Origin of the sequence: Corynebacterium sp. S5S1, assembly GCF_001913985.1 — a bacterium.
GTDB classification, from domain to species: Bacteria; Actinomycetota; Actinomycetes; order Mycobacteriales; family Mycobacteriaceae; genus Corynebacterium; species Corynebacterium marquesiae.
In genome coordinates, this window is the sequence record NZ_MKXT01000026.1 from 1 (window position 1) to 26983 (window position 26983).

General features: G+C 57.0%; 23 protein-coding genes and 1 pseudogene. 7 read left to right on the top strand and 17 right to left on the bottom strand.

Features of this window, described 5'->3' with window-relative positions:
* Positions 1–83: 83 nt before the first annotated feature.
* Positions 84–740 carry an IS6 family transposase gene (locus BKN05_RS09325; RefSeq protein WP_049383683.1) on the bottom strand — a complete coding sequence of 219 codons (657 nt, stop codon included), beginning with the start codon at positions 738–740 and terminating at the stop codon, positions 84–86.
* 201 nt (positions 741–941) lie between these two features.
* Between BKN05_RS09325 and BKN05_RS09330 the strand changes: the two genes are divergently transcribed.
* Positions 942–1601: a hypothetical protein gene (locus BKN05_RS09330; RefSeq protein WP_049377787.1), complete on the top strand. Its 660-nt coding sequence runs from the start codon at positions 942–944 to the stop codon at positions 1599–1601.
* Positions 1602–2896: 1295 nt separating this feature from the next.
* Here the strand turns inward: BKN05_RS09330 and BKN05_RS09335 are convergent.
* The 5 genes and pseudogenes from BKN05_RS09335 to BKN05_RS09355 form a co-directional block, all read right to left on the bottom strand.
* Positions 2897–3382: a hypothetical protein gene (locus BKN05_RS09335; protein WP_065422223.1), complete on the bottom strand. Its 486-nt coding sequence runs from the start codon at positions 3380–3382 to the stop codon at positions 2897–2899.
* A 463-nt stretch (positions 3383–3845) separates the two neighbouring features.
* Positions 3846–4379 carry a YceI family protein gene (locus tag BKN05_RS09340; protein ID WP_049377786.1) on the bottom strand — a complete coding sequence of 178 codons (534 nt, stop codon included), beginning with the start codon at positions 4377–4379 and terminating at the stop codon, positions 3846–3848.
* Between the two features lie 183 nt (positions 4380–4562).
* Positions 4563–7991 (bottom strand): murein biosynthesis integral membrane protein MurJ, encoded by a 3429-nt coding sequence (gene murJ / locus BKN05_RS09345; RefSeq protein ID WP_049377785.1) that lies wholly within the window; start codon positions 7989–7991, stop codon positions 4563–4565.
* Between the two features lie 18 nt (positions 7992–8009).
* The gene (locus BKN05_RS09350) at positions 8010–10205 is read right to left on the bottom strand and encodes a DUF6049 family protein (RefSeq protein ID WP_049377784.1); all 2196 of its coding nucleotides are present in this window, start codon (positions 10203–10205) and stop codon (positions 8010–8012) included.
* Positions 10205–10708, bottom strand: a pseudogene (locus tag BKN05_RS09355) (NUDIX hydrolase); the annotation flags it as partial. The pseudogene BKN05_RS09355 and the gene BKN05_RS09350, both read right to left, overlap by 1 nt.
* Before the next feature lie 178 nt (positions 10709–10886).
* Here BKN05_RS09355 and BKN05_RS09360 point away from each other — a divergent pair.
* The 4 genes from BKN05_RS09360 to BKN05_RS09375 are packed head-to-tail and all read left to right on the top strand — an operon-like array spanning position 10887 to position 14017.
* Complete coding sequence (locus BKN05_RS09360; RefSeq protein WP_049377783.1) at positions 10887–12323, top strand: CCA tRNA nucleotidyltransferase; 1437 nt, start codon at positions 10887–10889, stop codon at positions 12321–12323.
* Complete coding sequence (locus BKN05_RS09365; protein ID WP_049377782.1) at positions 12323–12919, top strand: YqgE/AlgH family protein; 597 nt, start codon at positions 12323–12325, stop codon at positions 12917–12919. Before BKN05_RS09360 ends, BKN05_RS09365 begins: the two co-directional genes overlap by 1 nt.
* Positions 12920–12958: 39 nt before the next feature.
* Positions 12959–13684 (top strand): AzlC family ABC transporter permease, encoded by a 726-nt coding sequence (locus BKN05_RS09370; protein WP_286688511.1) that lies wholly within the window; start codon positions 12959–12961, stop codon positions 13682–13684.
* Positions 13685–14017, top strand: coding sequence for a branched-chain amino acid transporter permease (locus BKN05_RS09375; protein ID WP_198492256.1), 333 nt, complete (start codon positions 13685–13687; stop codon positions 14015–14017).
* Between the two features lie 12 nt (positions 14018–14029).
* On the opposite strand, the gene BKN05_RS09380 is transcribed toward BKN05_RS09375, so the two are convergent.
* From BKN05_RS09380 to BKN05_RS09400, 5 genes are all read right to left on the bottom strand, one after another.
* Positions 14030–14338: a hypothetical protein gene (locus BKN05_RS09380; RefSeq protein ID WP_034667948.1), complete on the bottom strand. Its 309-nt coding sequence runs from the start codon at positions 14336–14338 to the stop codon at positions 14030–14032.
* Between the two features lie 15 nt (positions 14339–14353).
* Positions 14354–15319, bottom strand: a complete 966-nt coding sequence (locus BKN05_RS09385; protein WP_049377779.1) for a bile acid:sodium symporter family protein — start codon at positions 15317–15319, stop codon at positions 14354–14356.
* Positions 15320–15420: 101 nt separating this feature from the next.
* On the bottom strand, positions 15421–15786 hold the full coding sequence (locus tag BKN05_RS09390) for a Rieske (2Fe-2S) protein (protein WP_049377778.1): 366 nt from the start codon (positions 15784–15786) through the stop codon (positions 15421–15423).
* Positions 15787–15871: 85 nt separating this feature from the next.
* Positions 15872–16093, bottom strand: coding sequence for a hypothetical protein (locus tag BKN05_RS09395; protein ID WP_049377777.1), 222 nt, complete (start codon positions 16091–16093; stop codon positions 15872–15874).
* A 339-nt stretch (positions 16094–16432) separates the two neighbouring features.
* A complete protein-coding gene (locus tag BKN05_RS09400; RefSeq protein ID WP_049377776.1) occupies positions 16433–16903 on the bottom strand; it encodes an SdpI family protein in 471 nt (156 codons plus the stop codon).
* Positions 16904–17095: 192 nt separating this feature from the next.
* On the opposite strand from BKN05_RS09400, the gene BKN05_RS09405 reads away from it, so the two are divergent.
* Positions 17096–18307 (top strand): dicarboxylate/amino acid:cation symporter, encoded by a 1212-nt coding sequence (locus tag BKN05_RS09405; RefSeq protein WP_049377775.1) that lies wholly within the window; start codon positions 17096–17098, stop codon positions 18305–18307.
* 68 nt (positions 18308–18375) lie between these two features.
* Here BKN05_RS09405 and trpA read toward each other — a convergent pair whose 3' ends face one another.
* Genes trpA through BKN05_RS09435 form a run of 6 tightly spaced genes read right to left on the bottom strand, consistent with a single transcriptional unit; the run spans position 18376 to position 25064 of the window.
* A complete protein-coding gene (gene trpA / locus BKN05_RS09410) occupies positions 18376–19242 on the bottom strand; it encodes a tryptophan synthase subunit alpha (RefSeq protein WP_049377774.1) in 867 nt (288 codons plus the stop codon).
* Positions 19242–20447: a tryptophan synthase subunit beta gene (gene trpB / locus BKN05_RS09415; protein WP_049377773.1), complete on the bottom strand. Its 1206-nt coding sequence runs from the start codon at positions 20445–20447 to the stop codon at positions 19242–19244. The genes trpA and trpB overlap by 1 nt, the downstream gene beginning before the upstream one ends.
* 13 nt (positions 20448–20460) lie before the next feature.
* The gene (gene trpCF / locus BKN05_RS09420; protein ID WP_049377772.1) at positions 20461–21867 is read right to left on the bottom strand and encodes a bifunctional indole-3-glycerol-phosphate synthase TrpC/phosphoribosylanthranilate isomerase TrpF; all 1407 of its coding nucleotides are present in this window, start codon (positions 21865–21867) and stop codon (positions 20461–20463) included.
* On the bottom strand, positions 21867–22901 hold the full coding sequence (trpD, locus tag BKN05_RS09425) for an anthranilate phosphoribosyltransferase (RefSeq protein WP_049377771.1): 1035 nt from the start codon (positions 22899–22901) through the stop codon (positions 21867–21869). The genes trpCF and trpD overlap by 1 nt, the downstream gene beginning before the upstream one ends.
* Before the next feature lies 1 nt (position 22902).
* Complete coding sequence (locus BKN05_RS09430) at positions 22903–23550, bottom strand: anthranilate synthase component II (RefSeq protein ID WP_286688512.1); 648 nt, start codon at positions 23548–23550, stop codon at positions 22903–22905.
* Complete coding sequence (locus BKN05_RS09435) at positions 23547–25064, bottom strand: anthranilate synthase component 1 (protein ID WP_049377769.1); 1518 nt, start codon at positions 25062–25064, stop codon at positions 23547–23549. Before BKN05_RS09435 ends, BKN05_RS09430 begins: the two co-directional genes overlap by 4 nt.
* Positions 25065–25627: 563 nt before the next feature.
* Here BKN05_RS09435 and BKN05_RS09440 point away from each other — a divergent pair.
* Positions 25628–26836 (top strand): IS110 family RNA-guided transposase, encoded by a 1209-nt coding sequence (locus BKN05_RS09440; RefSeq protein WP_286688513.1) that lies wholly within the window; start codon positions 25628–25630, stop codon positions 26834–26836.
* Positions 26837–26983 lie beyond the last annotated feature (147 nt).

Genomic DNA, 26983 nt, shown 5'->3' on the forward strand with positions numbered 1-26983 from the left:
CCAACATCAACTATGAAAGAAAACCCCTTGCAGTACCGGGTACGTGGAACACCGGTACCAACTACGCAGACTCGCGGTACCAACTACCCCAAATCGACACCCTGACCTTTCCGTAATGAATGCATCGCTTCCATCCCTTTCAACGTCCGGTAGGCGGAAATTCGGTTTTTGAACGCCCCCTTCGGTCCCAGGATTCTTTTAAGTCGGCCATGATCTCCCTCGAGAACGTTGTTCAGGTATTTCACCTGCCGGTGCTCCACCGTCTGAGGGCAGATTCCCTCCGCCTTCAGCTCGGATATTGCCTTGGCCAGAGCTGGTGCCTTGTCGGTGTTGATGACCCGCGGGGACCCGGCTGTCGTATTCGATCGCAGCGTCTTGGCCAGGAAACGCTTGGCCGCAGCCACATTCCGTTTTGGTGAGAGGTAGAAGTCTAAGGTCTGCCCACCGGCGGTAATAGCCCGGTAGAGATAGCACCACGTGCCGCCGACCCGGATATAGGTCTCATCCACCCGCCAGGACCGGGCCTGCCAGTCGGGTACCTGCCGGTACCAGCGAGTGTGCTTATCCAGCTCAGGGGCGTATTTCTGCACCCAGCGGTAAATCGTGGTGTGATCGACTGGCACACCCCGCTCGGTCATCATTTCTTCGAGGTCGCGGTAGCTCACGCCGTAGCGGCAGTACCACCGCACCGCCCACAGGATGATGTCACGGGGGAAATGCCGACCGGAGAAGATGCCCATGGCTCTGATTATTTCACGCCGGTCTTTCTACTGCCCCAACTTTGCAACAGCACCAGTGAGCCGTCTCAATCAACGTCTCCGGTCAGTACAGCTAGGGGGCCGAGTGAACATTCATGTCGCGAACAGCTAGACAATGAGGTTAACTAATCCGACAAGATTTTGACATACTTTTCCATCGTTGATGACAGAAGGGCGCATTTCATGAGCGGAAACGAATTTTTCCAAAACTTGCCTGATGATACAGATGTGTTAAAAGCTCTCTTCTACTTATGCGCTGACCAGTTCGGCCAAGACCCAAACAAGCGCAAGCAAGCAAAACAAATACTAAAAGCGATATCAGAAAAAATCATCCACCAAACAGACTTAGAAAAATTCCGGGGCAGCTCAGAAATGCTGAACGACCAGAATTTACGCCAAATTGGCCTAGTGATCTCTCAGGCAGCTGCGACAGAACACGTCGCGGGGCAGATCATTGCAGTCTCAAAGTCTGGCCCATTTGATTCGCCAATTGATAAAGCATGGACACGCTCAGGAACTCAACTGCAGGAGAGCCTGAAGCCCCATGTTCCCGAGTCCCTCTTGGATCGGCTGAAAACTGCAATTGATCTCCGCAATGAAGTAGCACATGGCTTCCACAGCGAGATAACGGATACCGAAGTATATGAGTTACTTGGGTTGCCTGTGGATGCCATCCAGTCCGGTGATCGCATTACCGTGAAAAGGGAACCCAAGAAGAGCGCCGCCGCTTTTAAGACTCTTACCTGGAGAGGCGATGCCCTTAAGGAACTCCACAAAGAGCTCATCGCTATTGAGGGTGAACTCGAAAAGACCCTGTGGGAGAAGATCAACTCCCTCCTTTAGCGTAGGGTCCACATCCTCTCGGGATGGTTGAAGTCTGTTAGCCCAGGGGCAGTTTCACCGCCATTCCAATTAGGGATATTTTCCGGCAGTTCGGGTACATTTCCCCTCTCCACCCGTAATCTTCTCTTAGTTCGAAACCTGCCACGCCATGTCCTATACGTCCGGCAAAGTAGAGGACAAAGACGGTTCGGGGTAGCTACACCTGCTGCGCATAACCCGCCCAGGCACGCTGCCAGTTAATACTTGAGTAACGAAAGAGACACCGCACCATGGTTTCATCCACCTCACTTGACAAGGCCGTATGGCAAACCGCCGACACCTACCTGCGCGTTGTTGCAGACGCTCAAGCACACCACCTTCTCCGAATCCATGTGGGATGCGATCATCCAGTACAGCCACAGCCTGTCTTTCTACAACACCTCCGAGCTGTCCCTGGCCACCATCGGCGGCAGCGATGACCGCGTGAAAAAGGCATGCTCACCTAACTCGATGCCTTCTCCCCCAACGTGCGCGAGGTGTGGAGCGCCTTCAAGTTCCCGGAGCTTCTCACCAAGCTCGAGGAGAACAACGTTCTGTGAGGTGTAATCAACTTTTGCAAGTGTTGTCTGTCTCGGAGAGGATAAGAATCAGAGCACGATTCTAGAAATAAACCCTTGAGGATATTTTTCGGCTGTAAAATACAGTGAATTGGTGCAGGACAAAATTTTGGCACATTGAAGTGTGGAGTGTGGAATATGAAGGCTGAGTGGAGCTCATCAGCTTTCGGGGGCTATATGAATTCTCTTTTGAAGAGATATTTCGCTGAAGAAAACCTGATTTCCCCAGGGGCTGTCGAGCTTAGAGCGGCCTGGAGAACTCCCCAATTCGTCTACTGCGTATTTTCAGTAATGAGAGTTACGCGAGGACTTGCGTATGTTGGTATGGAAATGTTCCCAATACCGAGTACTGGGGGCGTCTCTTCGGAGGAAGATACTGCTGTAAAAGGTTGGGCGGATAGGGCTTGCTGGCGACCCACTTGTCGGGGACTTGGACTATGGATCAGGAGATAAAATCGAGTGGCTTGGGGAAGTCAGCAACAACGTTCCTCAGCATTTTATGGAATTGAGAAGGATGAAAGCAGACAGAAGGATAGACGCAGAGCTTTACATTCCGCTAATGGGTCACGGCTAACCATTTTCTGATGTCTTATCGGATTTATTTTTGATGAAAATCATTAGCACAAACAAAAGTGACCTTAACTAGAGCAGCTAGTTAAGGTCACTTTTCTGCATCACCATTTTACGATTTAATTACGCTCAAACCGTCCACGGACGTCCGTAGTTAATGTACTCATTACTCTTTTCCTGGAACGGAGCTAAAAGGTAGCGGCTTTTCCATGGGCAAGGAACTCTCCACAGATAGTAATCATTACCTACATATCCGTCTTCCCGTAGCACTCCTTCTGTTTCAGGTTGGGGGCGTACAACTCCATTAAACTTTTCGGGGATAAGGGCTCTACGACCTACTGGATCTGTCCACTGGAAATCATGTTCCCATCCTTCGTCAAAATCACACCCATCGAAATAAACTAATACCTCACTCGGCGAGCTGAGAGAATGGGGAGGGTTCTCTATCCGAATTTCCTCGTACCAAATGTCATGGTCTACTTTTTTCCCTTCCTCAATCCACTCGAGAATCTCTTGCTCATCAAAACTGGCACCTGCAAGAACCTGGATTGCTGAATCAGGCCGGTCTAGAAAGAAGCGTTTGACGTAGGCGAGATAAATATTAGATATTTGCATTAACCGAGGCCTATCTTTTAAAGGTTGCCAAGAATCTTACATTCAACGCGAGCTGGACCCTAACACCGCTCCTGACACTGTCCTCGTTTTAGAAAGAACAGATATACCACTTCCATGGGCTTGACCGGATGCTCTTCGAAATCCAACAGTTGGCCTTCTTGGATATCCCCAGTCATTCCTGGTGCGATAGCTACAAGAGCGGCGAGGATACTTTCTAATTCTACCTCTGAAATTGGTGCGTGGTAGCACGAGTTGTTTGAAACAACTCGACAAGAACTAATGCAATTTAGTCGAGTCTATAAGACGATACCTGCAGGTAAACACTGTAAAACAAAGTTGTTTCAAGTTGTTTTGCAATTGACCAAGTGAATGGAGTGCTATACCGCATGAAGAAAAAGCCCACAGCCAAAGGTTGCTGCGGGCTAGGAGATGCTCAAGACCTTTAGCGCCTAAGGCTGCCGGCTTACTGCTTGATAGCAGAGACCTCGAGCTCAATCTTGATCTCCTCGGAGACCAGCACGCCGCCGGTCTTCAGCGGAGCGTTGAAGTCGATGCCGAAGTCCCTGCGGTTGATCTTGGTGGTTGCCTCGAAGCCCAAGCGGGTATTGCCAAAGGGGTCCTCAGCGGTAGCAACGTCTTCAACGTCGAGGTCGACGGACTTGGTGGTGTCCTTAATGGTGAGGTCACCGGTGACGGTGCCGTTGCCATTCTCGTCAACGTTGAGGTTGGTGGCCTTGAAGGTGATCTCCGGGTACTGCTCTACTGCGAAGAAGTCCTCGTTCTTTACGTGTGCATCGCGGTCATCGTTGCCGGTGGTGATGGAAGCGGTGCGGATGGTTGCCTCAGCAGCGGACTCGGCGATGTTCTCGGCCACGGTGATGGTGCCTTCGAAGTCTGCGAAGTTACCGCGAACCTTGGTGACCATCGCGTGCTTGGCGACGAATCCGATAACGGTGTGGGCTGGGTCTAGTGCGTAGGTACCTGCTGCGAGGGACATGATGAATACTCCTAAGGCTGTTGTGTGCGTTACGCCCCACCGTGTGCGTACCACTTCTAAATAGTCAACATGTGAAGTAAATAATTCTTGAACGTGCAGGGCAAAGAAGTGTGAATGTGGAAAAGCTTAAAAAAGAAGGCCGAATCGAGGGTCGTGTCCTCGATTCGGCCGTGTGGGTTGTGCCTAGGGCTGCCCGACGAGACCAATGTCTGCAATGGTTGCCTTATCGGACTTGGGCAGCTCGGTGATCATGAGGAGGAGGCCGTCGAATTGCTCGGTGGTTTCCTCCAGCTCGATATCTTCCTTGCCGCTTTCGAACTTGCCCCTGGCCAGTTGGTGCAGGGAGCCAGCTTGTGGATTCTCCGGATTGAAGCTGTCTTGATTTACGCCATAGACGGCGTACCTCGCCCCAGTGGAGTTGGACTGCACCACCGGCAGGACCGCAAGGTGCGTTGGCGTATCCAAGGTGACGAGGACGCCGGTGTCCTCCTCTTTAGTGGACCAAGTGGTGGCCGTTTTGCCGTCGATAAGCGCTGCATTGTCCTTGTTATCAGGGACGGTAACCGCAGAGGAAGGCTGGAGACGCACCGGCGGGGTATCCGGAATGTCCGTGCTGCCGTGGATGGTCTCGCTGACCGGGTTGGATGCCTCCACATTGCTGAGCAGGGACATGATCCAGGTGGTGAGCGCGGCCATTGCTACGACGAAGATGGTGGCGAAGATGCCGATGACGATGACGCCGGAACCGGAATAACCGCGGCCGCCGAAGCCAGGCTCTTGGGCTGGATCATCTTCTTGAGCTGGTTCTTCTTCCGCCTTTACCGGCAGGGCCTCGGGTGCTTCTTCTGGTTCATCCGGTGCGAAGTCGCGCAGGCGCTGGGCGATGCCGGCCAAGGTTAGCGCCTGTGCCTCTTGCAGCTCCTCCATCTTTTCCTCGCGGCTGTCTTCGTCGGCACTATCGAGCGCGTAGTGCGCATCTTCGACGCGCTGGGCGGCCTCGTCCGCGGGAAGGTTGGCGTCCTCAGAAATATCGCGTAGCTTCTTCGGCGAAGGCTCCGTGGACTCTACGAGCAGCTCGAGGGCGGAGCTTAGAGCCTCGCGGTCGGTAGCGGCGGAGGTGCCGTCCAGCACGGCGGGGAAGGCAACCTTGACCACACCGTCGGTAGAAACGCGGAAACGGTCGCGATGTTCCACTCCGAGGATGAGGCCGGCATTGTGGGCAGCGGCGGCGTCAGCAAATAGCGGTGCAGTAGCACGAGCCACGGAATGGGGATCGAGGTTATCGGCCTCAGCCACCTGCTTAAGGGAGGTGCCCTCAAACCAATCCGCCACTACCAGGCAGCCAGTGCGATAAGACAGAACTTGGATATTATCCGCCACGGTATCGAGCTCCAGCTCGGCTAGGCGGCGGGTATTGCGCGAAATCTCTGCGGAGCGGCGGGCGGCAACTCCCGGCGTCGCCGGCGCAATTGGCGCTAGGCTATTGGTATCGACGAACGTTAACGCGACTAGTCGGCCGGTGGACTGTTCGCGCGCCTGCCAGAACTGCGCACCAGTAACCGCGCCGTGATCTTGGAGCAGGCGGAAGCGGCCATCCGATACCGGGGCACCCGGCACGAGGCGTGGTCCGCGGACGATACCGGCGGACATCGGTGGCGGTACCAGGGTGGCGTTGAAGGCGTCCTGGGAGAATACCGGTTGAATTTCCGGCACGTCGGGCTCTTCCAACTCGATGGCCTTGGAAGAATCGACCTTGATGAAGCGGGACATGCCCGGGATGCGCTGTAGGGCACGGGCCAAATTCTGCACCTCCGGCAAGGAGGACTTGGACAGCACCAGGCCGGTGGCGATGAGGAAGATGATGCCGAGCACCGCGACCTTGATCAGCGAGACGATGGACGGCAGATTCTCCGGGAGGAGGAAATTCATGCCCCAATACAGCACCCAGGAGACGACCAAGCCCACTAGGCCGGAACCGGAAGCCCACAGCACGGTCTGCGTGACGGCCTTGCCGCCGAGGCTGCCGAGCTTGCGCTTGAGCAGGAAGCCGCCAATGACCGCACCGGAGACGAAGCCAAAGCCATTGGCCGTACCGAGCAGAATCACCACGCGGTCCGGGTTGGACGTCATCAATGGTGCCAAGAGCGTGAGGACGATCTTGGTCAGCGTGATGCCGGCGATGATGAAGGTAGGCGTCCAGGCTTCCTCGCGGGCATAGAACACGCGCAGGTGCAGCAGCACCAAGGCATACGGGATGAGTGTGAAGGCGGAGAAGCTGATGGTCAGGCCGAGCTGCTCGGCGCTCTCGGCGCCGTAGGCACCGTATTGGAAGAGGGCGCGGGCGATAGGAACGCCGAAGCCGGTCATGAAGATGACGATGGGGATAAGTGCGATGAAAGTCAGCTTGGAGCCCAGGGTGAGATCGCGGACCACGGCATCTACATCGCCGTCGGCGGCGTTGCGGGACAGGCGAGGCATAATCGCCGTCAGGAGCGTCACGCCGATAACGCCATAAGGCACCTGCAGCATGAGCCAGGCATTCTGATAGACCAGCGGAGCGCCCGCATCCGCGTATGCGGCCACGCGAGAGGTGATTACGTAGCCCAACTGGGAGATGGCTACGTAGGTAATAATAGCCAGTGCCATGCCACCGAATTGCTTGATGCGCGCATCCAAGCCCCATTTGGGGCGCAGGTTAATGCCGGCCTTTTTCAGATACGGCAATAGGATGAGGCACTGCACCATCACCGCCGTGGTGGTGCCCAAGCCCAGTAGCATGACGTGTGGATCGGCCACCGGCGTGGGATCATGCGGGTCGAGCTCGCCTGGCAGGATGCGATAAGCCAGCAGCACGCTAATGGAGATGACGTTATTGATCACCGGCGCCCAGGCGCCCGGACCAAAGATATTCTTGGTATTGAGGACGGCCTGGAAGAGGGCGAAGAGGCCGTAGAAAAGGATCTGCGGCAGCAGTAAAAAGGCCAAGGAGGTTGCCTGCACGGCATTGGCCTTGGAATCCTCCGGCAGCATCATCCTTGTTAAGAAGGGAGCGAGTACTACGGAGGCAATGGTGACTATGCCCAGAATGGAAAAGGCCAGGGTAAATAGCCGCCGGACAAAGGTCTCACCGCGGTCCGTGTCTTCCTTTTCGGCGCGCACGAGGACGGGCACGACCAGAGAGGTCAGCACCGCACCCAAAACGATCTCGGTGACGAGGTTGGGGATCTGGTTGGCGCTACTAAACGCAGTTCCCACCGTGGCGCCGAGCGTGGCGCCGATGAGCATCTGGCGTAAGAAGCCGGTGATGCGGGATAGCAGCGTCGCGACGGCCATCGTGCCTGTTGCGCGGATGACATCCTGATTGGATGATTCATTGTCCGCGTTGCGTCCAGTGAGCGCGGACTTATCCTCCTCAGGAGGAACGGTGGTGTCCTTCACCGCTGGGGCGGGGCGCTTTTCGGGTACCGGAGCGGGAGGAGAGGCCTGGACGATGCGGCCGCGGGCACCCGCCGGGGCGGGGCGCTCTGCCGGCACGGCGGCATCCTTCGGCTCAACTACACCCGCAGGTGACTTCTCCACGTGTTCGGCCTCGCGGCCAGTCTTATCAGTCATAGAGGATACAACTTCAACTTACTTTTTAAGCCTTTGTGATTTTTTGCGCCGATGGCGGCCTAGCCGGAAGAGCGTGGCTAAGACCAGCGCAAGGGCGCCGGCTATGCCGACGCCATACACGCTTACGATACCGGCACGCGTTTGCACAGCGATATTGATGGGCTCGGAGATGGTTTGCTTTTCTGGGGTAGCAAGCCACAGGCCAATGTCCGTGCGATCGGCGTCCTTAGGCATATCGGCGGTCATGGATACAGTAATAGAGCCCTTGGCCGGAATACGGACGCTCTTGGGTGTGTTGAGGCGCGCGCCATCGGGGGCATCGTATTGCAGCTTGGCCTCCACCGGTAGTGGCAGGCCATTTTCTGCCACGATGAGCAGCGGCGATGACTCGGATACGCGGGTATAGACATTGCCCGGTGGGATAAGCGCCACAGAAGAACGCAAGTTCCGCAGCGTATCGGAATGCACATCCATCGTATGAGTGAACCGGCGCTGCGCCTCTGCATTGCTTCCCAAGCTATCGCGGTTGGTCAGCGAGAGGGCGGCGAGCAGATCCCGGCGCAAAGGCAGGACGAATTCATAGCGAGTGAGCGCGATATCGGGATCATCGACCATGATATTCATCAGCTCGTCGGTGTAGCGGGCCTGCTGCTCCACGCGGACGATATCGGATTCGACAAAGGCGGCGGGATCGCTAAAGGGGCTGCCGGGCAGTGAACCGGGCTCCGCGGTCTCCTGCTTCAGGCTGCCGACGGTGCGCGGATGGGACTTACCGGAAGCGATGAGTGCCTCGGCAGAGTCGAGTGCGTACTCGGCCGCGCTGGGATCCAAGTAATTGGGCAAGCGTGCCACGGTATCATCGCTCGCGGCCAAGCTCAGTGCGGCGCCGCCGGTGATGGCACGAGAAAGATCGGAATCGAGCGAGTAATCGTAGCGCAGCTCTGGGTTGGAATAGCCCACCGTCTGTGGTTTGGAGCCGGTTTGGGCGAGGAGGGCGCCCAGGGAGGCGTCGAAAGTCACGGCGCGGCCGGGCCACGAAGTATTATCCGCCACCAATGCGGGCAGGGGCAGCTGCTGATCCACATAGCCGGAGCCGACCGCGAGCACGGTGGTGGCCGGCTTGGCACCGAGAATTCGCTCGATGGTGTGATTGCCGCGTTGCAGTCCTTCGTAGGTAAGGAAGGGATTATTCGCTTTGGCCACGGAGGAAGCATCGGCGTTCGCCCACGGCATAGACATAAAGCAATCGAGCTCGCGCAGGCGCTTGAGCCAGCGGGCGGCATTCTCTTTCCCTGAGCCGGGTTCGAGGTGCACATCGTCCTCGTTAGTGAACCACGAATCGCGCAGGCGCTTAGGGCGCTCGGCTTGAGATAGGCGGGCAGAGCCCACCTTATAGCCCTCCGCCATGCGGTTGACCGTATCCAAGAGGGCGGGATCGATGGCTACGCAGCCTGCCCCGCGCAGGTCGTGGTTGGCGTACGTGCTGACCAAGCGATCGAGCCGGCCGCCCTCAGCCAGTTCATCTGCTAACTCATCAGAGGAGAGGATAAGCTCCTCTCCCCCAGCGCCGCCTGGTATCGAGTCGATATCGGCGCTGATGGGATAAACCACGCTGAGATCGTGGGGTGTGGGATCCGAGGGGGCATCGCCAAGCGCCTGCTCCTTCCCCTTCACCTGGCCTACGAGGCGCTCCTCCGCAAAGCTAACCGCCTCGCCGCCTATGGTGCCGGTGAGGGTAAAAAGCAGTGGATAGGCTCCGGGCTCCTCAATCGCCAAGGTCTGCTCGCCGTGCAAGGAGGTGGGAACCTGGAAGGTAACCTCGCGGGATTCGCCCGGCTGCAGGGGCGCGGTGGCGGTGCTGGGACCGTAATACGGGAATTCGCCGGTGGCCAGCTGTGTGCGGGCCTGCGCGGTATCCTCCACGGCATCGCCGCGGCGGCTCGTGAGCTGGAGATCCTCCATGGCTTCATCGGTAGGATTGTGCAGCCGGAAGGTCAGTTTCAGGTCCTTGCCCACGGTAAAGGGCTCGGCCGCAAGGAGATCAAGAGTGGCCCGCTCCGGCCCACGCGCGCCCAACCATGCCTGGATATCCTGCTGCTTTTCGGCGGCCGAGTCCATCTGCGCGGCGGCCTCTGGTAGCGGCAGGCACACGCCCCACCCCGCTACCGCCATGCAGCCGCCCACGACGGCCCAAGACTTTAGGCGCTGACGCATTACCGTGGGGTCACTTTCCCCGCCGCAGCTTCCTTTCGTGCGAGATCGGGAAGGAGATCATGCGCGATGCGCGCCAGCTTGCGCTCATCGGCGTAGGCCAAGTGCTCGATGAGTTCAGAGACGGGGATCCACGAGACCTCAGTGACCTCTGGATCCTCATCGTTCATAATGCCGTCTACAAAACGCAGCAAGTGGTGGTGCACGGTCTTATGGATGCGCACCCCATCAGAGACGAACCAGTAATCAATCATGCCGAGGTCCGCAAAAACCTCACCAGAAATGCCGGTTTCTTCCCATACCTCGCGTTCAGCGGTGACCTCCTTGGCCTCGCCATTTTCCACGTGGCCCTTGGGCATGGACCACAGCAGGCGCCCGCGGCGGTCGAGGCGGCCGATGAGCGCCACATAGAGCCGGGAAAGGTCGACGTTGCCATTGGCATCGACGCACTCCGCCAAGCCGGAGACAACGAGGCCGCCCGCGGAGGTTTCATCGCGGGTTTCCATGGCCGTGGATTGGCCATTGCCACCGCGGTAGGGCTTGCGCTGCTGAGTGGTGCGGCGCGCGCGATTATCCGGCCGGCGGCGCCGCCTGCGCCGGGACCGGTTGCGGTTGCGGCCGCCTCCCTTGGAGGGGCCCTGTTCTTGGTTAGTCATCCCTGCCAATCGTAGTAGACTCTCACCCGTGAATTTTCAGGACACTCAGCTAATCGGCGTTCTTGCCCGCGCGGAATCCACCGTCTCCTCCCTCAGTAGCCTGCTGGGCGGACTGGTGGAGAAATTTGCCGCGCGCGGTTACTCGCTTTACCTCGTGGGCGGCTCTGTGCGCGATGCGCTTTTGGGTCGCTTGGGAAATGACCTGGACTTTACTACCCCGGCCCGCCCCGAGGTGGTCAAGGAGATCCTCGATGAGTGGGCCGAAACCGTGTGGGATACCGGCATAGACTTCGGTACCGTCTCCGCGGCCTACAAGGGCCAGCAGATTGAGATCACTACCTTCCGCTCCGATTCTTATGACGGCCAGTCCCGCAATCCTGAGGTGGTTTACGGTGACACCTTGGAAGGCGATCTTGTCCGGCGCGACTTCAAGGCCAATGCGATGGCCATTGAGCTGCTTGCCGACGCCTCCTTTAAGTTCCACGATCCCCTCCACGGCCTCCAAGACATAGCTGACCGGGTTCTCGATACCCCGGATAAGCCGGAGATCTCCTTCCACGATGATCCGCTTCGCATGCTGCGTGCAGCTCGGTTTGCCTCCCAGCTAGAATTTCGCGTGGCCGATCGCGTCGTGGAAGCCATGCGGGATATGGCTGGCGAGATCCAGCGCATCACCGTGGAGCGCGTGCAGGTGGAGCTGGATAAGCTCATCTGCGGCACGGCCCCGTGGGATGGCATTGATCTACTGGTATCTACGGGAATCGCGGACTATATCTTCCCGGAGATCCCCGCGCTACGCATGACCGCGGACGAACACGCGCAGCACAAGGACGTCTATGCCCACTCGCTCAAGGTGCTAAGCCAGGCCATGGATCAAGAGGAAGATGGTCCAGACCTCGTCCTGCGCTGGGCGGCGCTACTACATGATATTGGCAAGCCGGATACCTTTGATAACACCGATGGCAAGGTCTCCTTCCACCACCACGAGGTGGTGGGCGCCAAGCTCGCCCGCAAGCGACTGCGGAAGTTGAAGTATCCCAAGGCCACCACGGAGTCCATCGGTCAGCTGGTCTATTTGCATATGCGCTTCCACGGGTTTGGGGAAAATCAGTGGACGGATTCTGCCGTGCGCCGCTATGTCACTGATGCCGGCGATCTCCTTCCCCGATTGCACAAGCTGGTGCGCGCCGATTGCACTACCCGCAATGCCAAGAAGGCCCGTCGCCTCCAGCGCACCTACGATCAGCTCGAGGAGCGTATCGAAGAGATCGGCCGCAAGGAGGACCTGGCCCGCGTGCGTCCAGACCTCGACGGCAACGAGATCATGGAGATCTTAGGGCTCCAGCCCGGCCCAGAGGTGGGCCAGGCGTGGTCCTATCTCAAGGAGCTGCGCCTCGAGTATGGTCCCCTTGAGCGCGAGGACGCGATTGCGAAGTTGCGCGAGTGGTGGGATTCTAAACAGTGATGTTTGCCGATAGATTATTCAACGCCCTCGAGCGCAATGACCCCGCCCCCGGCCAGCTGCTCATCTCCGCTCCGGGCATGCTTTCGCCGGAATTCGCCCGTTCCGTCATTCTCGTCATTGAGCACAATGACATGATGACCTTCGGCGTGGATCTGACCAAGCGCTCCGAGGTGGCGATTTTCAATGTGCTGCCGGAATGGCTTCCCGTCGTGGCCCAACCGCAGGCGCTGTATATTGGTGGCCCGCTCAATCAGCAATCCGTCGTAGGGCTCGCGCAGACCAACCAGGGCGTCGATCCGGACAAGCATGACCGACTCACCCGCCTCGCCCCGCGCCTCGCGCATGTGGACCTGCGTGCCGACCCAGAAGAGATAGAGCCCTTGGTCTCGGGCATGCGCATGTTTGCCGGCTACGCCGAGTGGGGCCCAGGCCAGCTCGAGGAGGAAATCGAGGCCGGTGAATGGTTCGTCTCCCCTGCCCTCGCCCAAGACGTTATTACGCCGGGCCCGGCCGACCTCTGGTCCGATGTTATGAAGCGCCAACCCATGCCATTGCCGTTGTACTCCACCTATCCTGTCAACGTAGAGGATAATTAATTCCTATCGAGCTGCAGGCAGTGGGTTACACTAGCCCGCATGCGTGAGGATATTTCACAAGGCTTGCGGGATACTAGGGCCGCCGCCATCGGCCTCATTCCCCTCGGCCTAGCCTTCGGCCTGCTCATGGTCCAATCCGGCTTCAGTTGGTGGTGGACGCCTATTTTCTCCATCGTCATCTACGCCGGATCGATGGAGTTCTTGGCCATTTCCATGGTCACCGGCGCCACAGCCGTGGCTTCCCTAGTCACCGGTTTCATGGTGAACTTCCGCCATATTTTCTATGGTCTCACTTTTCCTCGCCACCGCATTCACTCGCGCCTGGGCAGGGCTTATTCCACCTACGCGCTTACCGACGAAACCTATGCCATCGTCTCCTCCCTCCCCACCGATGATCGTCCGACCGGGGCCCGGATCCTCACCATCCAAATCTTTTGTCAGGCCCTGTGGGTCGGTAGTGGAATTGTCGGTGCTCGCGCCGGCCAGGTGATTGCCTCTACCGTGCAGCGCATGGAATTCGCCCTGGTGGCGCTCTTCGTCGTGTTGGCGATCGATTCTTTCCGCAATAACCAGGACTTCTCTTTGCCTTTGAGCGCGGCGATGATGAGGATCCTCGCGGCCGCCTTCGCCCCTGGACAACTCCTTATGGTGGCTCTCAGCGTCTACTTCATCCTGCTCATTATTCGGTACCTCTCCCCACGCGTTGATGCCGCTTTCAGCTTGCGTAGGCGAGGTGACCTTAAGCGAACCCGGGAGGAGTGCTAAATGCCCGCTGGAGTTACCCTTGCTTCCATCGCGGCCGTCCTGGTTCCCATCGGCCTAATCACCGTTGTACTTCGCCAACTTCCTTTCTCCTTTGTGAAATGGATGAAGGATAGTCAGTTCTTTTCTTTGCTCGGCATGATGATGCCTGTCGGCGTGATGACTATTTTGGTGGTGTATACCGTCCACGGGCAGGCCGACGCCCCCGGTGGTATCTGGGCGGCTCTCCCTGGTGTGGTGGTCACCTTCCTGCTTCACCTGTGGAAGCGGGACTCAGCGCTGTCCATCTTCGGCGGAACCGCCTTCTATATGCTCCTCGTCAACGTAGTCTTTTAGCCCTTGCGACTCTTATAGGCCGAACTTGGCGGTGGCTTCGGACCACAGGGCATCGAACCGAGACTGGTCCACGTACTGCGCGCTAATGTCCGGAAAATCATCATAGGTATCCGGGTGAGGGACAACCTCTTGCGGCTGATCTACGTTGCCCGTGGAACTAGTTGGTGTCGCTACCCCGACGATGGCATCCGAGGGATCCAGTGCAATCATGCGCACCATGCGGCAGCTGCTTGCATCGCGCTCTTCCATTTCCGCCATGTGGATCGCTGAGCCCACGCCGGGCACGTTCAGTTCGGTTCGTACGTACAGGTAGTTCGTCATGGCTTTCAAGTGTAGCTACGTGCTAGGACGCTGTGCGTAGCGGGCCGCTAGCCACGAGCACATCATCAGCTGAACCTGGTGATAAATCATCAACGGGAGGATGAGTAGGCCAAGGGATGCGCCGCCAGAAGCGAAGATGACCGACGCCATGGGTAGTCCCGTGGCTAAAGACTTTTTCGATCCACAGAACTCGATTGCAATGGTGTCTGCGCGATTGAATCCCATTTTTTGGCTTGCCTTTCTGGTGAGCCACAGCATGAAGGCGACGAAGGCAGCAGCGAACACAACTAGGAAAGCCAGATCCCACAGGGAAATAGAGGACCAAATTCCGTCCACCACACCCTTAGAAAAAGCGGAATATACCACCATTGCGATTGAGCCGCGGTCCACGACTTTAGTGGCCTTGCTTTGCGCAATCTTCCCCACCCAGCGCCGAGTAAGCTGACCTAAAACAAATGGCGCCAACAACAGCAGGGCGATTTCGCCGAATACTGACGTATCGATGTGAACTCCTCCCCCCGTTCCCATGAGGAGCATGACGAGCAATGGAGTGACGATTACTCCCACCAAGTTTGAGGCAGAAGCCGATACGATTGCGCCCGCCACGTTTCCTTTCGCGATTGAGGTGAAGGCAACCGAAGACTGCACCGTGGATGGAACCAGCGTGAGGAATAAGATACCTAAGTACATGTCGTGCGATATGACAGCGGTGAGTGGCCGCAGTGCTATGCCTATTAGTGGGTAAACCACAAAGGTAAAGGCGAGAATTGTGAGGTGTAGCCGCCAGTGTTTTAGTCCGTTGAGGGCTTCTTGAGTGGAAAGCCTCGCGCCATACAAAAAGAAAAGTAGCGCGATGGCGACGTTTGTTAATTGGCCGAATATGTCGGCAAAGTTCCCTCGGGCTGGTGCGATTATCGCAATGATGACCGCCAAGATAATGAGGACAATAAGCGGGTCGGGCTTCTTCAAACGCTGCAGCATGTTAAGAGTTTAAACTCGATTCGTCTTCACGTGCTGCAGATACTCGGGCCAAGAAAACACAACCCGTGTAGTTTCACGTGAAACCGCACGGGAGATACACTTTAGACCGTAGTGACGTTAGAGCCGTCTTGTTTAACTTCGTATTCTTCCAATGGATCGCGCCCCGGGCCGGAGATTACGCTTCCGTCGCTGAGATTGTAGGAGGTGTTGTGTGCCGTGCAGGTTGCCGTCATGCCATCAATCTCGGTGATTGGATTGCCCTGGTGGGGGCAGGTTTGGGAGTAGGCTTTAAACTCGCCTTCCTTGGGCTGGGTGAAGATCACACCATCGACAATCTTAGCGGAGCCAATCGGAATCTCGGTTGCCGCAATATCTGCGGACGGAGAGGAGCCACAGGCCGCGGCGTAGGCGCCTGCAAATGTGGTGGCGGTTCCAAGCAAGAACATTCGACGGGAGCACTTAATCATGCCTCTACTCTAGCTTGTCGGTCTTGCGTATTGTGCCGTTCCCGTTTGCCCGGTTGAAATTATAGTTTCACGTGAAACGCTGAACTTAGTCAGCTAGGAGCCCCTCCCACGTCTCCGGAGAGCCATCGGAGGTAGCGATAAGTTCATAGGTGCCGGACTCAATTCCTAAATCATCAACGATGCTCTGTGCAGATTGCTGTTCGTGTGCTTCTGCTACGGACGTCGTTACCTTGTGGTCTTGCTCAGCGTAAGCGCCGATCGCAAAAGTTGAAGCGGCGATGGCCGCCAGGGCGGTACTTTTCTTCATGCACTATATTCTGCCCTTCGGGGGGATGGGTGCGCTTTTGCCTGTCAGGGTTCCATGGCAGCTTTACGTAACCTCTATCCTCTCTCGCAGGAATCGCAAAGATGCGGTATATCAACTATAGAAGTAGTCAAGTATGGGTTAATTCCAGATTATAGTTTAGATTTAAATATCGACAGTTACTAAAAAGTGATAAGCATCAGTCCTTCATAATAAGGTCACTGTGACTAACACGAAGTGCTCGGAGATAGTTCGACACGAATACCATAGCTACAAAAATTCCCCTTCTGGACGGAAGATGAATCTTTCTCCAGAAGGGGTTGGTTGCGCAGCAGTGCGTGGCTACCTGTCGGATTCGCGAGCGGCGTGACGGAGCGCGTCGACATCAACCTGGGGGGCGGATGCTGCGGGGGCCTCTTCCCCACCGCAACCGTCGGAACCACAATTACAGGATTCTCCGCAACCCTCCTCATCAGCGTGTGCTTGTTCGTAGAGGAACGCGGCACGTGAGCCGAGGTTAGAACCGATGGAGAGGGCTAGAACAGCGGCCACAAAAGTAAGAATCGGGATGAGCCACATCCAGCCTTGAGCACGAAGCGCGACGATGCCGCCAAAAACTAGACAGACACCGCTAAGGATCCAGAATGGTCCGGCGACGCGATGGGCATTGTCCCATGCTTCACGAGACTTGCGAATTTCCTGTAGGCGCAAGCCGATATAGCTATTTCCAGGTAGGCGCTTGGTTGAGGCCAAGGCTCCCACGACGATAAGAAAGACGGCGAGGATTAAAAAGATGATTCCCACAGCGATCATGTACTTAGTTTAACCTTGTAGCGCCAAGATAAAAATCGTGGCTGGGGTGGGTATTCTGAATATGCCTCCGGTCGGGTAGTATGCATTTAAGGTCAATCGATAGATATTGAATCGACCGTTGCCTCTGTACCGCGCTGTTTCACCTTGAATTTGTTTACCAAGGGGCGAAACACCCGATTTGATTGTAAGTACATGAATCTCAAGAAACTCTCGGAATCTTTATTGTTCCGCATCATCGTCGCCATCATCCTTGGCGTGGTGGTGAGCCAATTCGCGCCAGAATGGTTTGGCCGCGTATTCGCCACCTTCAATGGACTCTTTAGTAACTTCCTCAATTTCTTTATTCCGGTCCTCATCTTCGCACTTATCGCCCCGTCGATTGCTGCTCTGGGGCGGGGAGCCGGGAAATGGTTGGGTGTTACTGCAGGCATTGCCTACGGCTCAACGATTGTTGCGGGTCTTCTTGCCTACGTACTTGCGCACTGGCTCTACCCCACCATGCTCAGTGGTCAGGATTTGATTACAGATGTCTCCGATATCGATGAGGGCGCGCTTACCCCGTACTTCGAGGTGGAAATGGCGCCGCCTTTTGAGGTCATGACGGCCCTGCTGTTGTCATTCTGCATCGGCGTAGCGATGACTACAGTGAAGTCCGATACCTTGTATGCGGTCACAAAGGAATTGGAGAGCGTAGTAGTCAAGGTCATTTGGGGCTTTGTAGTGCCAATTCTGCCCTTCTATATCTTCGGCATGTTCTTGGGCTTGGGCATGAATGGCAATTTGGGCTCGGTGCTCTCGGCCTTCGCCAAGGTCCTCATTCTGGCAGTTGTCATGACTCTGGTTTACCTGGTGCTCCAGTACATTATCGCTGGTGCAATTACCGGCAAGAATCCTTTCAAAGCACTGCGCAATATGTTGCCGGCATATTTCACCGCACTGGGAACCTCCTCTTCTGCCGCCACCATCCCGGTGTCTATGGAGTCCACCTTGAAGAATGGCATTTCGAAGCCGGTGGCAAGCTTCGTTATCCCGCTGTGCGCGACCATTCATCTCTCTGGTTCCATGATTAAGCTGACGCTCTATGCCTTTGCGATTGTATACATGGCGAACCTGGATATTAGTACGAGCACCGGGCTTGGTTTCATCTTCCTGTTGGGGATCATGATGATTGCCGCACCAGGTGTGCCTGGCGGCGCGGTCATGGTCGCAGCTGGACTACTGGCGGACATGATGGGCTTCGACGATGGCATGGTGGCACTGATGATCGCGGCCTATATTGCAATCGACTCGGTTGGCACTGCCGCCAACGTTACTGGCGACGGCGCCATTGCGATGATCGTAGACAAGTTCGCAGGCGACAACAAGGGCCCTACTGAAGAGGAACCTGCAGAAGCAACCGCGTAGAGGCTTTCTTGGTTCGGACCCCTTCTCAGCTGCCGATAGCAGAGAAGGGGTCCTTCGCGTATTTAGGACTACTTTTGAGTCGCCGCCTTCATACGGGCTACATACGCGGCGAGTTCTTTATGCAATGCTTTCTCATCGGAAATGCGGCCTGGAGCTCCTTCCACTGGCCTGCCTTCCGTGTCTGTTTCACGTGAAACGTGGCGACCAATAATCTTGGTGATTGCGGAACCTGTAATGGCCCCTGCTGCCCCAGCGGTCACGGCATCGCGCACGTGTTGCGGCTCGGAAATGCCGAATCCTAGTAGTACTGGAGGTCCGTCGAATCTATTGATGTTGGCGACGACATCTTCGAGCCCAATAGTCTCAGATTCCTTTTCGGCACCCGTGACTCCATCTCGTGATACTGCGTAGATATAGCCGCGTGAGCTTTGAGCGACGCCCTCGAGGGTGTGCGCAGTCGCGCGGGCCGGGGCGATAAATATTGGATCAATACCGGCTTTTTCTGCTGCGGCGATGAAGGGAGCGCCTTCGCGCACGGGGACGTCGGGAAGCAAGATGCTGTCCGCGCCCGCTTCTGCAAACTCTGTGTAGAAGCGGTCGAAACCCCGAGTGAACGCTACATTGCCGTAGATGAGCATGCCTATGGGAAGATCGGGAAATTCCGCGCGGATTGTTCGCACCTGTTCTAAGGCGGAATCTACGGTGGCGCCGCCGTCGAGCGCGCGAAGGTGGGAGGCCTGAATGGTGGGGCCGTCGGCCACTGGGTCCGAAAATGGAACGCCTAGCTCCAATGCATCGGCGCCGGCCGCGACGACGGTTCGCACGATGGCCAGCGTGTGCTCCGGCGTGGGATCGCCCAACATGAGGAATGGGACGAAAGCGCCCTCTCCCCTGTTGTGTAGTGAGTGGAATAGGTCTTCGTATCGCGTGCTCATTAGTTTTTCTCCTGGAGCTTAAATTCTGGGTGGTTCTCAAGGGTGTGGCGAACGTAGTCGATGTCCTTATCGCCGCGGCCGGAAAGGGAGACCAAGATGGTGATGTCCTCGTCCTTACGCTTCAAGGCGTAGGCCAACGCGTGAGAGGATTCGAGGGCCGGAATGATGCCTTCCTTAGTGGAAAGAAGCTGGAATGCTTCGAGTGCTTCGGCGTCAGTAATGCCGACATATTGCGCGCGGCCACTGGCGTGTAAGTGCGCATGCTGCGGTCCTACACCTGGATAGTCCAGTCCGGCGGAAATCGAATAGGATTCTTCCACTTGGCCGTCCGCGTTGCGCATGAGGTAGCTGCGCGCGCCGTGGAGGATGCCAACCGTACCGTTGTTGATGGTGGCACCGTGCTTGCCGGAGTCTAGACCTTCGCCGCCAGGTTCGGCGCCGACGAGTTCGACTTCCTCTTCTTCAATAAAATCTGCGAACATACCGATTGCATTAGAACCGCCGCCGACGCAAGCCACTACTACATCCGGTAGCCCACCGGTGCGCTCAAGCATCTGGGTCTTAGCCTCTTCAGAGATGACCTTGTGGAACTCTCGGACGATGGTTGGGAATGGATGGGGTCCGGCCGCGGTACCGAGGAGATAGTGGGATTCATGGAAAGTGGCGGTCCAATCACGGAGGGCTTCATTTACCGCGTCCTTAAGAGTTCCGGATCCGGTGTCGACGGCGACGACCTTCGCGCCCATCAGCTCCATACGGAATACATTTGGCTGCTGTCGGGCCACATCTTTCGCGCCCATGTACACCACGCACTCGAGATCCAGTAGTGCGCAAGCAAGTGCAGTAGCGGTGCCGTGCTGGCCCGCTCCGGTCTCCGCAATAATGCGTGTCTTCCCCATCCGCTTTGCTAGCAGTGCCTGGCCGAGAACTTGGTTCGTCTTGTGTGCTCCACCGTGTACGAGGTCCTCACGCTTGAGGAAGATGCGCGCCTTGCCCCCGAGGTTCCTCGCCTCTGTAATTGGTGTGGGACGGCCGAGATAGTCACGCAATAGCGCGCATAGCTCTTTGTGAAAGGCTGGGTCGTTTTGTGCTTCGACAAAAGCCTTCTCAAGTTGGTCGAGTGCTGGGATGAGGGATTCGGGGACGAACTGTCCGCCGAATTCACCAAAGTATGCCGGAAGGAGCGTTTCACGTGAAACTGTCATCGTTCTCTTCTTTCTATGGGTGTGTGTAGTTTCGGATGGTGCTAAAGGCTTGGGCGATCAATGAGGAGTCCTTGCGGCCGGGCGCATACTCCAAGCCTGAGTTGAGGTCCAGTCCCGAGGTTCCGACTCTCAGTGCCTCTTCGAGGTTCTCTACCCGGAGCCCTCCGGCGAGGAGAGCTTTCCCCTTCACTTCAGCGGGTACCGTCTGCCAGTCAAATGTGGTTCCCGTCCCGCCACTGCCGGAGTCGAGGACAAGAGCGCCTACCTCTGGTACTAGGTCCGGTGTCAAGGCAGCGAAGTCAGGGTTATTCATGTCGATGGCCCGCCAAAGGCTAAGACCGTCAACGACGCCGCGAACATCTTGAAGGAATTCCAGCTCTGCTTCCCTACTGCCTTGGAATGGGGCGTGAAGCTGGAGAACTTTGAGGCCGGGGATCCTGGCTAGGTTTTCTAGCGTCTCCAAATCCGTAGACCGCGTCACGGCTACGTACTCCAACTCTGGTTCCGCGGAAATGATGCTCCGTGCGGTTTCACGTGAAACACTGCGGGGCGAATCCGGTGCGAAGATGAGGCCTCCATAGCGGGCTCCAGCAGCGCGGGCTGCTTGTGCGGAGGAGGCGGTGGTAAGGCCACATACTTTATTGGTACCGAAGACGAGATCGCGCGCCGCCCGATCGATGTCCTCCTGGGAGGTGAGCTGCGAGCCTACAAGGAAGGCATGCGCGTGGGCTCCTAACCGGCGGACGGTGGCGTTATCGCGGATTCCAGATTCGGAAACTATCACCTTTCCGTCTGGAACATGGCGGGCTAGGCGTTCGGTGCGGCCTAAATCAATGCTGAGATCGTGGAGATTGCGGTTGTTGATGCCGATGATATCGACGCCAAAATTCACCGCGCGGTCGACTTCGTCCTCGGTGATGGCTTCAGTCAAGACGTCTAGGCCGAGTTCGTCCGCCAGTGCCTTGAGCTCACCGTAGGTATCATCGTCGACGATAGACATCATGAGCAAGATGGCATCGGCGCCGTAATAACGCGCGGCATAGACCTGGGTGGGATCGACAATGAAGTCTTTGCACAGCACGGGCACATGGGTGGATAGCGCGACAGTCTGTAAATGGTCATAGTCGCCGCCAAACCGATCGGGCTCGCACAAGACCGAGATGGCGGAGGCGTAGCGAGAGTAGATCCGGCCAATATCGGCCGGGCGATAGTCCTCGCGAATTTTGCCAAGGGACGGCGAGGCAGACTTGCACTCTAAAATGAAGCGGTTGGTGCCACGGAGGGCGTCGGCAAGCGAACGCTCCGATCGCGGCACACTAGCCAGGTCTACGTGGGATAGCCTCTCACGGAGTGCGGGCAGGTGAGTGCGGCGCTCGGCGACGATCTCCTCGAGCACCGTAGGTAAAGTATTCTCCGACATTAATTCTCCTTCCCTACTGCATAATTTGTGCTCTCGTGGAGCGAGAGCCATTCTTCAACAGTGCCGCTGCCAATCAGTTCCTTTGCGTGGGTGACTCCTGCCGCGATAGTCTCCGTGGTCCCGTTGAGGTAAAACATGGCGCCGGCGCTGGCGGCAATGGCGTCACAATGGGCGGGCTCGCCACGGCCGGCAAAAACCGCACGGAGGGCTTGGGCATTGGCGGCGCCATCGCCGCCGGCTAGGTCCGCTAGTTCGTGGCGTTTGATACCGAGATCTTCTGGGTTGAGCTCATAAGAGACAATCTCGCCGTCGTTGAGCTCCCAGACCTGTGTCGTGCCGTGGGTAGCGATCTCATCCGTGCCAGCACCATGGACGACCAAGGCGCGTTCCCGACCGAGCTCCCGGAAGACTTCCGCGATGAGTTGGCCTTGGGCCGGGTGTGCGATGCCCATGATTTGCAGTGACGGGCGTCCTGGGGACAGGAGGGGACCTAGTGTATTGAAGATGGTGGGGATACCTAGTGCCTTGCGCACCGGTTGTACGTGGGCGACCGCTGGGTTGTACGCTGGGGCGAATAGGAATGTGAAGTTGGAAGCTTTAAATTGGCGCACCGCCCGAGCGGCATCTAGGTCCAGTGGGATATTCAGGGCTTCGAGAACATCGGCCGATCCCGACTTGGAAGAGACCGAGCGGTTGCCATGCTTGATCATCCTCACTCCCCCGGCGGCGGCAACGAGGGAAGCCCCCGTAGTGATATTGATAGTATTCGCGCCATCGCCACCAGTGCCGGCCGAATCCATGAGTCCTTCTCCGGTGATGGGGAATGGATAGCCCACTTTCAAGAAAGTTTTGGCCGCGCCGGCAATATCGGCGAAGGTCTCGCCGCGGGTGCGGATATGGGTAAGTAGCGCCGCGATATGAATATCGTCGTAGTCGCCCACGGCCAAGGGGGTAAATACCTCCATGGCTTCTTCGATGGTGGGCTGAGAATTATTCAGGAAGGCTTGCAAGGTACGCAGGGGTGTGTGATTCATTTTAGTGCTCCGTATCCATAGTTGCGGGTGTATATAGTTGGTTAATACAACGCTCAAGCATGGCGGGGCCGCGGGGCGTGAGGATGGACTCGGGGTGGAACTGCATGCCGAGGGCCCTACCATCGTCCGTTTCGGCCGCCATGGCTACCTCTCCGATGTCTGGGGACGTACGCGCGAGACAACGCATTCCCCGAGGGAGGTCCGTACATCCAAGCGAGTGATAGCGCGCCACCGGAACTTGCGTACCTAAGTGATCCGGTTGGTCCGGCTCGGTATCGGTGGCAAGGCCCTGAAAGACGGGGTGCATAACCCCGGCCTCGGTCAGGGTCATCGGGAGGGACTCCCCGTGTACGGGGCCGCACGGTTCGACCGCGCCGCCGTGGTGCTCGAGTAGCGCTTGGAAGCCGAGGCATACGCCGAGGATCGGGGTGGTGCCTAGGGTGGCGTCGATAAGTTCCATCATGCAGCCGGCATCCCGAGGATGACCGGGGCCCGGGGAAAGCACAATAATGTCGGGTTGCGCGTGCAGCACGTCGTGCACCGCTACGGTATTGCGAAACACGGTGGTATCGAATCCAGCGAGGGCATCGACGAGGTTGTAGACAAAAGAATCGTGGTTATCCAGAAGGACAATATGCGGTGAGCTCATCGCTGTACCTCCAATTCGGCTCCGTGTGCCATGGCGATGGCATGGAGGACGGCGTAGGCCTTATGCACCGTTTCATCGGCTTCGGCTTGCGGCACGGAATCCTTGACCACGCCGGCGCCGGCCTGCACAACTGCGGTGCCGTCCTGGACGTAGGCCGAGCGGATGACGATGCAGTTATCCATGGCTCCATCGCCGCGCAGGTATCCCACCGCCCCGCCATAGGAGCCGCGGCGCTTTCCCTCCGTGCGGCGCACCAGTTCGGTGGCGCGCAGTTTGGGCGCTCCCGTAAGCGTTCCCATGTTCATGCACGCGCGGTAGGCATCGAGCGCATCGAAGTCCGAGTGGAGCGTCGCCGTGACGCGGGAGACCAGGTGCATGACCCGTGAGTAGCGGTCAACGTGCAGGAGTTCTGCCACTTGCCGGCTGCGGGGCACGGCCACGCGAGCGAGGTCATTGCGTGCTAGGTCCACCAGCATTGTGTGCTCCGCAATCTCTTTCTGGTCTGTACGCATTTCAAGCTCGTTGCGAATATCTAGTTCATGGTTGATGCTGCCATCCGGGTTGAGTCCGCGTGGCCGAGTTCCGGCGATGGGATAGAGCTGAATCTGCCTATCTTCTGGCGTGAATTTGAGATTTGATTCTGGCGAGGCGCCGAAGAGCTCATAGGCGGCACCGCGGACGTAGAACATATAGGGCGAGGGGTTGGTCTCGCGCAGCGCCCGGTAGGCAGCCAGGGCGTTGGGGCATTCCACGGTGAAGGCGCGCGCGGGCACTACTTGGTAGATATCGCCGGCGTGAATATTGCCTTTAAGCTTGTCGACGTCCGCCCGAAACCCCGCATCATTCACATCGGCCACCGCCCGGATCTTTTCCCTTTGCGGCGCCGTGGGACGAGCAGCCACCGGCAGTGAGGCAAGAGAATCCAACTCTTCCTGCAGGCGCTTGTCGTCGATGTCCCAGCCTTCTAGGTGTGCAGTTCCTTGTAGGTGGTCCACTGCGAGGACCGTTTGGGCTACCAAGAATTCAAAGTCCGGGTAGGTGTTGGCCCCGGGCGCAACCTCGGGCAGTTCCTCAAAAGTAGCGAGGTAGTCATAAGCGAATCCGCCCCCAAGGAACGGCAATAAAGGAGAGGAATAGTTGGCTTCTAATTGCAAGAACCGCAAAATATCAGCGGTAGATTCGGCAAGGAGCCGCTCCCGCTCGTCTGGATGGGTGGACTGCGAGAACTCGAAAACCGCCGCGGTAGTTTCACGTGAAACTAGGCGATGGTGGAACCGGTCCTCGAGGGAAGGAAGGAGTGTCTCTCCTGCTTCCGTGAGAGCGCGTACCTCGACCCTCTGGCCGTGGCACGTTACTTTCAGGGCCGTTTGGAGTACGGCGAGGCAATTGAGATTCTTCTTGGTCTCAATGTCCGCGCTTTCAAGAAGTAGGGAGTCGTGCGGTTGTGCGAGGGCGTCAAAGATTGCGGCTGCATCGCTGCCGTAGGAGATATCGCGAGTGGCGGTGAATGGCATTGCAGTGCCCTTTCGGTGGGTGTGGGGAACGGGGAAACGGATAGTGAGCTTCCGCGAGCAGAGGCACTAAAACGCCAAAAGGCCCGCAGAATGCGAGCCTAAAAATGGGAGGTGGAATAAGGCCCGCGGGTTACGCGCGCCACCACCAAGCAGTAGTCATCTTCTTCATAGCGGTCATACTAACCTACATTTCTATAGCCTGGAAGGTAATCGATAAAAATATTCATCCTCTCCCATTACGTTGTTGGCAGTTCCGCTTGAAGGAACTCAGGATTCGTACTCCTAGCCCCATACTGGGGCAGGCTATGTTTATCTGCGTTCCTTCTGCCTTGTTGCAGTGGAACTAGTCGCTGGCTTCGGTATGGCTTGTTTTCGTCCCTGTCTGAAAATGATCCGGGGGGTGATGCCGCCGAAGGCAGTGACATACTCCAGACTGCTAATAGGAACCTGACCCGCACAGAATGTGCGAGGTCTCAAAGTAATGTGGATGCCAGCGTGAAGTATGTCCGACCACCAGCGATGAAGTAAGTCCCATACTCATTCAATTCGCTTGGAGGTTTGCTATGACCTACGACTATGTCATCGGCATGGACGTTGGTAAATACTTTCACCACGCTTGCGTCTTAGATATCGACGGCACCCAGGTGCTATCTAAGCGCATCAACCAAAACGAAAAATCCCTGCGCGCACTGTTTTCAACGTTCAGCGCACACGACCACAAGGTCCTTGTCGTCGTGGACCAGCCAAATAACATTGGTCGACTAACTGTCGCGGTTGCTCAAGATCTCGGGATCGACGTGCGCTACCTTCCCGGTTTGGCCATGCGCCAACTCTCGCGCATCCACGCTGGCAATGCCAAAACTGATATCCGGGACGCCTATATCATCGCCCACGCTGCAAAGAACCTTCCGGAATCCCTCCGCAGCGTCGACCGTGTCGAAGAAGCTTTCCTCCAGTTGAAGGTCCTCAACGGTATCGACGAAGACTTAGCGCGCTCCTACACCAGGCTCATCAATCAGATTCGAAGTGCACTAGTAGGCTGCTACCCGCAATTCGAACAGGCTCTTCGCGGTCAGATAATCCACCGCAAGTGGGTTCTGCACCTACTTGCACGCTACGGCGGACCGACCAAGATAAAACGCCTCGGAAAAGCCAAAGCAGCTGCCTTTGCTCGACGCTATAAGGCACGCAATCCTGAACCTGTCCTTGATGCCATATTCGCTGCCATCTCTGAGCAAACAGTCGCCATTGCTGGTGCACACTATGCCGAAATGGGCGTAGCAATGTCGGCGAAGGACGCACTCTTAAAGCTCGAGCACCGCAAGCAAATAGAGCAAGAAGTCATCGAGCTCATCAACGACATCCCCCACACTCAAATCCTGCTATCCATGCCAGGAATCGGACCAAAGACGGCAGCACAAATTCTCATGACCGCTGGCGATATGTCCGACTTTCCGTCAGTCGGGCACCTGGCCTCTTACGCTGGTTTATCGCCCCGAACGAATCAGTCCGGGACCTCGATCATGTCGAACTCACTGAACCGAGCTGGCAATAAAAAATTAAAGAACGCCCTATGGCAATCATCTTTTGCATCGATCAGATTCCACGAGCGTTCCCGGCAATTCTATGAACGAAAGCGCCGTGAAGGCAAGAGACATAACGCCGCAGTAGTAGCACTAGCCCGCAGACGGCTCAACGTCCTCTACGCCATGATGCGCAACCACGAGCACTACCACGATCCCGCACCATCACAGGAAGACCTAGCCGCCTAGACACTAAGAGTAAAGATAGCCGACCGGGTAAAATCCCAGTCGGCTAGCAGCCATGCCCGAAAACAACACGACCAAACAACCCCGCAGAGAGAATCCGCCCCCGATTTCTCCACCCTCGAGGTTGACAACCTATATAGGAACACCCCC